Here is a 6,717-nt window from a genome sequence, read left to right on the forward strand (position 1 = left end):
GGCTCAGCTCGACGGGCCGAGGCTGCGAATAGCCTCGCGCAGCGAGGATTCGCCATCGTTCACGGCTGTCGAAGCGTTGTCGAAGGCGCGCGAGACAGCGATGAGCTTCGTCATCTCCATGATGGGATTGACGTTCGATTCCTCGACATAGCCCTGCACGACGCCATTGGCGACAAAATCCTGGACAGGTGCGACACCCGTCCGCGCGATGACGCCCGATGCCTCGAAGCGCTCGAGATCGGCCCCCGGCGCGATTGTGAAGAGGCCGATGGCGCCGATCTGCTGGCCGTTCTGGCTCAGCGTGCCGTCGCGGCCGACGGTCGGAGGACCGGCTTCGGCGTCGATCATGATCGGCGCTCCGGCGACGTCGAGGACCGGATAGCCCGTCACGGTCCGAAGCAGGCCGTCGTTGCCGATCTGCAGGCGGCCGTCGCGGCTGTGAACGATGCCGACCGGCGTCGTGATGGCGAACCATGCCTCCCCGTCAATGGCGAGGTCGAGCGGATTGTCAGTCTTCGTGATACCGCCGGCGCGGCGCGAGATGAAGTTCTCGCCGCTCGTCGCAAAGGCGACCGAGTCCCGCGCCGTGCGCGACAGGACGGTCTCGAACTTCACCTCGTCGGCACGGTAGCCCGCCGTCGACATGTTGGCGACGTTCTGGGCGATGGTATTGAGCCGACGCTCCAGCGCGACCTGCGCCGAAAGCCCGACATAGAGCGCAGCTTGCATTGTTACAGTCCCGTCTTGATCTTCTGCAGGCTCATGAGAAGGTCGACGCCCATGCCCGCCGTCTGCCCGCTGTTACCGAACAGCGTGAGCACCGGCGCCGAAACGGTCACCGGACTGTTGACGGCGTCGTAGACGGCCGCATACCGCTGCAAGAATTTGTCAAGCTTCTCGGGATCCTTGAAGTCCTCGAAGTTGATCTTGGCCTCGATCATCTTGGCCTGAACCTCGATGTCGGCCGACGCCGCCTCTTGGGGGATGCCGAGCGCGGTCTGGACCACTGCTAGCAAAGCCCTGTCGGCCAGGATGCCGTAGACGGATTTCAGCTCCGGCGCCTTGCGCGCGAAGTAGAGCGCAAGGCGCACGCCCTCGTTCTGTGCCCCCGCCTCCTCCTCGAGCTGCTGGCGGACATAGCGCTCGACAGTGCCCTCGCGGGTCGAGGAGAAGACTGTCGTCGTCTCGCCGTAGCGTGCAAAGTTGAAGGTCTTGGTAAATTCGGCGAAACGCTTGTCGGCGAGCCTGTTGGCAAAGCTCTTGCTGTCGTCGACACCTTCCGTCAGCACCTTGCGCATGTATGCCTTGGCATAGATCATGTCTTCCAGGCCGAAAGCCTTCATGGCGAACGAATAGAGGCGATGATCCCCCAGGAAGTCGTCGATCGACTTCACGTTCTTGATGTTCTCCAGATAATATTCGCTGTCGCGCGAGACGAGCGGCGCCGACGCCGTGCGCTCCAGCGAGCGCGCCAAGTCCTTTGTGAGCATCTGATAGCTGACGAGGGTCGAAAGCATTGCGGCAGCCTCCTGCGAGGAGGTTGAACCCTCTAGCTTGCCCGAGCCTGACCTTGCGCCGCCCCACCCGCTTTCAGCCCCGCGCAAGCCTCGCAGGCTAGGAAACGGCCATCGCCGCCCAGCGGGAGGGACTGGCAATCATCACGCCGACAAGCGGAGGAGATCGGACTTGAGTTTCTTCATCGGCCTGATCATCGCCATCGGCTCGATGCTCGGCGGGTTCATGGCGCTCGGCGGCAAGGTGTCCGTCATCTGGCAGCCGTTCGAATTCGTCATCATCGGCGGCATCGCCCTCGGCATCTTCATCATCGCCAATCCCATGTCGACCGTGAAGGACACCGGCAAGGCGATCAAGGAAGCGATCGCCGGCGACGTGCCCAAGCGCGACGACTATCTCGCCATCCTGGGCCTCCTCTTCAACCTGCTGCGCGAACTGCGCAGCAAGGCCCGCAACGAGGTCGAGGCGCATATCGACGATCCGCACAACTCGCCGATCTTCAACAATTTTCCGCGCGTGCTGAAGAACCAGGAACTGACGAACTTCGTCTGCGACTACGTGCGCCTGCTCATCATCGGCAACGCCCGCCCGCACGAGATCGAGTCCCTGATGGACGAGGAACTCGTCACCATGCGCCGGCACAAGCTCAAGCCCTACAATTCGCTCACCGTGGTGTCGGAAGCCCTGCCCGCCCTCGGCATCGTGGCGGCCGTGCTCGGCATCGTCAAAGCCATGGGTGCCATCGACCAGTCACCAGCCATCCTCGGCAGCCTCATCGGGGCGGCGCTCATCGGCACCTTCATCGGCATCTTCACATCCTATGCCGTGCTCACCCCGCTCGCACAGAAGATCAAGCTGACACGCGAGAAGCAGGCCCGCATCTACATCATCGTCAAGCAGACGCTGCTCGCCTACATGAACGGCGCCCTGCCGCAGATCGCCCTGGAGCACGGCCGCAAGGCCATCTCTGCGCCCGAGCGGCCGACCATCGACGAGGTGGAGAACGAGACCGTCATCGGCCGCAACGATGCGGCCGCAGCGGAGGCTGCCTGATCCATGGACAACAGCATGAGCCAGGCCGTCAGCAACGACATTCGCGACAGGCTTCTCGACGCGGCCGGCCTGTCGCTCGACCGGTTGCCGATGCTGCATGTGATCTTCGATCGCATGGCCACGTATTGCGCTGACAACCTGCGCCACCTCTCGGCCTCGCCGTCCTATTTCTCGCTCTCGACCATCGAGAGCGGTCGCGTCAGCGATATCCTCGAGATCTACGAAGCCAACGCGGTCGCCGGCGTCTTCAACGTGCCGGAATGGGACAGCGAGATCCTCGTCGGCTTCGACCGCGACTTCGTCTTCACCATGGTCGAGGTGCTGCTCGGCGCCGACGGCACCGAGCCGCCCGTCGACGACGAGCGCGGCTTCACCAATATCGAGATGCGCATCTCCATGGCCATCTTCGAGCAGGTGGGTAAGGCCCTGCAGGCTTCGTTCTCGATGGTGTCGGACGCGCGCTTCAAGTTCGAGCGCCTCGAGACGCGCATGGACTTCGCGGTGATCGGCCGGCGCAACAACCTCGCCGTCGTCTCCAAGTTTCTGCTGCAGGCCCTTAATCGCGGCGGCGAGATGTTCGTCATCATCCCGCAGTCGGCCCTGAACCCGATGCGCCAGACGCTGGCGCGCGTGCTCTCCGGCGACAATTCTACGCGCGACCCGCGCTGGACGGAGCAGATCCGCAACGAGGTGAGCCGCACCGAAGTGAAGCTCCGAGCCGTGCTCGAGGAGCGGGAAATGGCGCTCGGCGACATCGCCGATCTAAAGATCGGGCAGGTGATCGAATTGCAGGCAACGCCGCGCAGCCGCGTCAAGCTCGAAGGCAACGACCAGCCGCTCTTCTGGTGCCGCCTCGGCCAATCCGACGGGTCCTACATGCTGCGCGTGGAGGACTACATCGATCAGGAGCAGGAGTTTATCGATGACGTCCTCTCTCGTTGACTACGTCCTTCTCGCCGCCCTCGCCCTGACGAGCGCCTGCGTGCTGGCGACCTATCTCAAGCTGCGCCACTTCGACCGCAACCACTACGACTACAAGCGCACCCTCGACGCCACGGCGGACGCGCTGAAGGCGGCCGGCCACTCCATGGGCAGCTTCACCACCGATGGCCAGAAGACCCTCCTTGAGCTCGCCATGCGCATCGACGAGGCCCGCAAGACGCTCGCCAGCCTCGACGCAGGCATCGCTGCCGCGCACGACACGCTGGCGAATCTGGAGAAGGCCGCCCAACATCCGGCCGGGGGCGGACGCGCCACCCTGCGGCTCGTCGGCGAGGACACGACGGCGTGACGCTCCTGCACCGGCGCAAGACGAGGAAGTGATCGAATGAACCAGAAGTCGGACGACGACTTTGACGGGCTCGGCGAGCCCGCCTCCCACGACGAGGCCCTGTTCGCCCAGGGCACCGAGCCGCGTAGGGCGACGGGCAAGGACGAGCCGCTCGGCAGCCCGCGCAACCTCGACACGATCCTGCGCATCCCGGTCGTCATGCAGGTGGTCCTCGGCTCGGCGACGATGCCGGTCGCAAACCTCATGAAGCTCGGGCGCGGCGCCATCGTGCCGCTCGATCACCGCGTCGGCGAGCCCGTCGACGTTGTCGTCAACGGCCGCGTCATCGCCCGCGGCGAAGTGGTCGTGGTCGAGGACGACAATTCTCGCTTCGGCGTGTCGCTGACCGAGATCGTCGGCCCGCCCGGATCCGAGCTCGGCAGCTGATGGCGGCGACGGCAATCCCCTCGAAGGCGCCGCAACCGATCGTGCCGCGCGGGACGCTGACGCGCGGCATCGAGAAGGTAGCTGCGCTGCTGCTTGCCATGGAGAAGCCGACCGCGGGCCGGCTGCTCACGCACTTCACGTCCGAGGAGATCAAGGAGATCACACGCACGGCGGCCGAACTCGGCCCCATCCCCGCGCCGCAGATCGAAGCCCTGGTCGAAGAGTTCGCGGCCCAGTTCGCCACCGGCAAGAATCTCTTCGGCACGGCGAGCGAAGTGGAGAAGCTGCTGCAAGGCGTGCTGCCGCCCGAGCAAATCGCCGAGATCATGTCCGGCCTGATGGGCAACTCCAACCGCTCGATCTGGGACCGTATCTCCAATGTTTCCGAGAACGTGCTCGCGAGCTATCTCCTCAAGGAGCATCCGCAGACGGCCGCGCTCATCCTCTCCAAGGTCAAGCCGGCCTGCGCGGCCAAGGCCATGGGCCAGCTGCCGCAAGACATGCGCAACGACATCATGCGTCGCATGCTGACCTTCAAGCCCATCGTCGACGAAACGATGCGCATCATCGAGCGCACTATTCACGAAGACTTCATGCTGAACTTCTCCCGCAATGCGGGCGCGGATACGCACGCCAAGATGGCCGATATCATCAACAAGATGGAACGCGACCATATGGAGGACGTGCTCAACTCGCTCAGCGCTACCCGACCGAAGTCGGCGGAAATCCTCAAAGGGCTGCTCTTCACCTTCGACGACATCGTCAATCTCACGCCGGCGGCGCGCACGCTGCTGTTCGACCAGATCCCCAACGACAGGATCGTGCTGGCCCTCAAGGGCACGGACCAGTCCTTCCGCGAGATCATCCTGTCCTCACTCGCCTCCCGTGTGCGCCGCATGGTCGAGCACGAGCTCAACGGCCGCGAGCCGGCGGCCCAGCGCGACGTTCTGGAGGCGCGGCGCACCATCACGGACCTGGCGCTCGAGCTCGCCGGGCGCGGCGAGATCGACCTCAACCCCGAAGGAGACGACGACGCCTTCATTCGCTGAGCCGAGCGCACGGGCGCCGCGGACAGGAAGCACGGCCGGACGGCTCCGGCCGGCGGGACGAGTGAGGGTGCCGCCAGGCGCACGCCATGGCCGAGCAGCCCGATCAGGACAGCAAGACCGAAGAGCCGACCGAGAAGAAGGTCCGCGACGCGCTCGACAAGGGCAATGTGCCCTATTCGCGCGAGACGTCGATCTTCGCCTCGCTCGGCGCAATCCTCATCGCCTTTTCGTTCCTGACGCGGGACAACGGGGCGCAGCTCGGCGAGCGGCTGACACGCCTAATCGACACGCCCGGCGGATTCTCGCTGGCGAATGGCCATGACGCATCCGTGCTGATGCAGGCCGTCGCCTGGGATGCGGGGCAATTCGTCTTGCCCATCGTCATCGTCATTGCCATAGCGGGCACCTGTGCATCCCTCTTCCAGAACGCTCCGCGCGTGGTGGGCGAGCGCATCCGCCCGAAGTGGCAGCGCATATCGCCGACAGCCGGCTTCAAACGGATTTTCGGCAAGCAGGGATTTGTTGAATTTTTCAAATCCCTGTTCAAGTTCACAGTCGTCGGCCTGGCGTGCCTCATCCTGCTGGGCTCGGAGCAATCACGGGCGATAAATGCCATGTTCACCGATCCGAGCCTCCTGCCGGAAACGCTGCTGACGATCGCACTGCGGCTCGTCTCGGCCGTCTGTGTCGCCACCATCCTGCTCGTTGCGGCTGACCTCGTGTGGGCACGCCTGCGCTGGCACCGCGAATTGCGCATGACGCGCCAGGAAGTGAAGGACGAGTTCAAGCAGGCCGAGGGCGATCCGCTCATCAAGTCGCGCATGCGCTCCATGGCGCTCGACCAGTCGCGCAAGCGCATGATGGCCTCGGTGCCGATGGCGACCGTGGTCATCACCAATCCGACCCATTTCGCCGTCGCCCTGCGCTACGTGCGCGAGGAAGGCGGCGCCCCCCTTGTCGTCGCCAAGGGCCAGGACCTCATCGCCCTCAGGATCCGCGAAATCGCGACCCAGCATGACATTCCCATCATCGAGGACAAGCCGCTCGCCCGCGCCCTCTACGACGCCGCGGAAGTCGACCGCATGATCCCGCCCGAGTTCTTCAAGGCCGTCGCGCAGGTGCTCTACTACGTCTACACCCGCGAAGGCGGCAACGGCGCCCAGCCGCGGCCGCACAGCATGGACCGGCCCCTGCTGAAGTGAGCCACCGGCCGCGCATGTAAAAGAGATCATTTAGAACGGGATATCGTCGTCTATTAGGCCGTAGACTCATAACCGCGTAGCCAGATGCGGATGGACGCGAGCTTCACGGCGGCGAGGAAGTTTTCCGCCGTCTTGTCGAAGCGGGTGGCGATACGGCGGAAGTGTTTGATCTTGTTGAAGA

At 64.4% G+C, this 6,717-nt stretch carries 8 protein-coding genes and 1 pseudogene; 6 read left to right on the plus strand and 3 right to left on the minus strand.

What is annotated here, in order from left to right; translation table 11 throughout:
* Nucleotides 1-3: 3 nt before the first annotated feature.
* Both flgF and P2T65_RS18535 read right to left on the minus strand, forming a co-directional pair.
* Nucleotides 4-729, minus strand: coding sequence for a flagellar basal-body rod protein FlgF (gene flgF, locus P2T65_RS18530; RefSeq protein ID WP_055457841.1), 726 nt, complete (start codon nucleotides 727-729; stop codon nucleotides 4-6).
* Between the two features lie 2 nt (nucleotides 730-731).
* A complete protein-coding gene (locus P2T65_RS18535) occupies nucleotides 732-1,517 on the minus strand; it encodes a DUF1217 domain-containing protein (RefSeq protein ID WP_055457842.1) in 786 nt (261 codons plus the stop codon).
* A gap of 169 nt (nucleotides 1,518-1,686) precedes the next feature.
* On the opposite strand from P2T65_RS18535, the gene motA reads away from it, so the two are divergent.
* From motA to flhB, 6 genes are all read left to right on the plus strand, one after another.
* The gene (motA, locus tag P2T65_RS18540; protein ID WP_071924198.1) at nucleotides 1,687-2,568 is read left to right on the plus strand and encodes a flagellar motor stator protein MotA; all 882 of its coding nucleotides are present in this window, start codon (nucleotides 1,687-1,689) and stop codon (nucleotides 2,566-2,568) included.
* Nucleotides 2,569-2,571: 3 nt separating this feature from the next.
* Entirely contained in the window at nucleotides 2,572-3,510 is a 939-nt protein-coding gene (locus P2T65_RS18545; RefSeq protein ID WP_082464677.1) for a FliM/FliN family flagellar motor switch protein, read from the plus strand.
* The gene (locus tag P2T65_RS18550) at nucleotides 3,491-3,859 is read left to right on the plus strand and encodes a hypothetical protein (RefSeq protein ID WP_055457843.1); all 369 of its coding nucleotides are present in this window, start codon (nucleotides 3,491-3,493) and stop codon (nucleotides 3,857-3,859) included. The genes P2T65_RS18545 and P2T65_RS18550 overlap by 20 nt, the downstream gene beginning before the upstream one ends.
* A 36-nt stretch (nucleotides 3,860-3,895) precedes the next feature.
* Entirely contained in the window at nucleotides 3,896-4,285 is a 390-nt protein-coding gene (gene fliN / locus P2T65_RS18555) for a flagellar motor switch protein FliN (protein ID WP_055457844.1), read from the plus strand.
* Nucleotides 4,285-5,334: a flagellar motor switch protein FliG gene (locus P2T65_RS18560; protein ID WP_055457845.1), complete on the plus strand. Its 1,050-nt coding sequence runs from the start codon at nucleotides 4,285-4,287 to the stop codon at nucleotides 5,332-5,334. The genes fliN and P2T65_RS18560 overlap by 1 nt, the downstream gene beginning before the upstream one ends.
* Before the next feature lie 86 nt (nucleotides 5,335-5,420).
* Entirely contained in the window at nucleotides 5,421-6,536 is a 1,116-nt protein-coding gene (gene flhB / locus P2T65_RS18565; RefSeq protein WP_055457846.1) for a flagellar biosynthesis protein FlhB, read from the plus strand.
* Between the two features lie 53 nt (nucleotides 6,537-6,589).
* Here flhB and P2T65_RS18570 read toward each other — a convergent pair.
* Nucleotides 6,590-6,717 (minus strand): annotated as a pseudogene (locus P2T65_RS18570) (IS5/IS1182 family transposase); the annotation flags it as partial.

The sequence above is a fragment of the Chelatococcus sp. XZ-Ab1 genome (assembly GCF_029309855.1).
Classification (GTDB): domain Bacteria; phylum Pseudomonadota; class Alphaproteobacteria; order Rhizobiales; family Beijerinckiaceae; genus Chelatococcus_A; species Chelatococcus_A sambhunathii.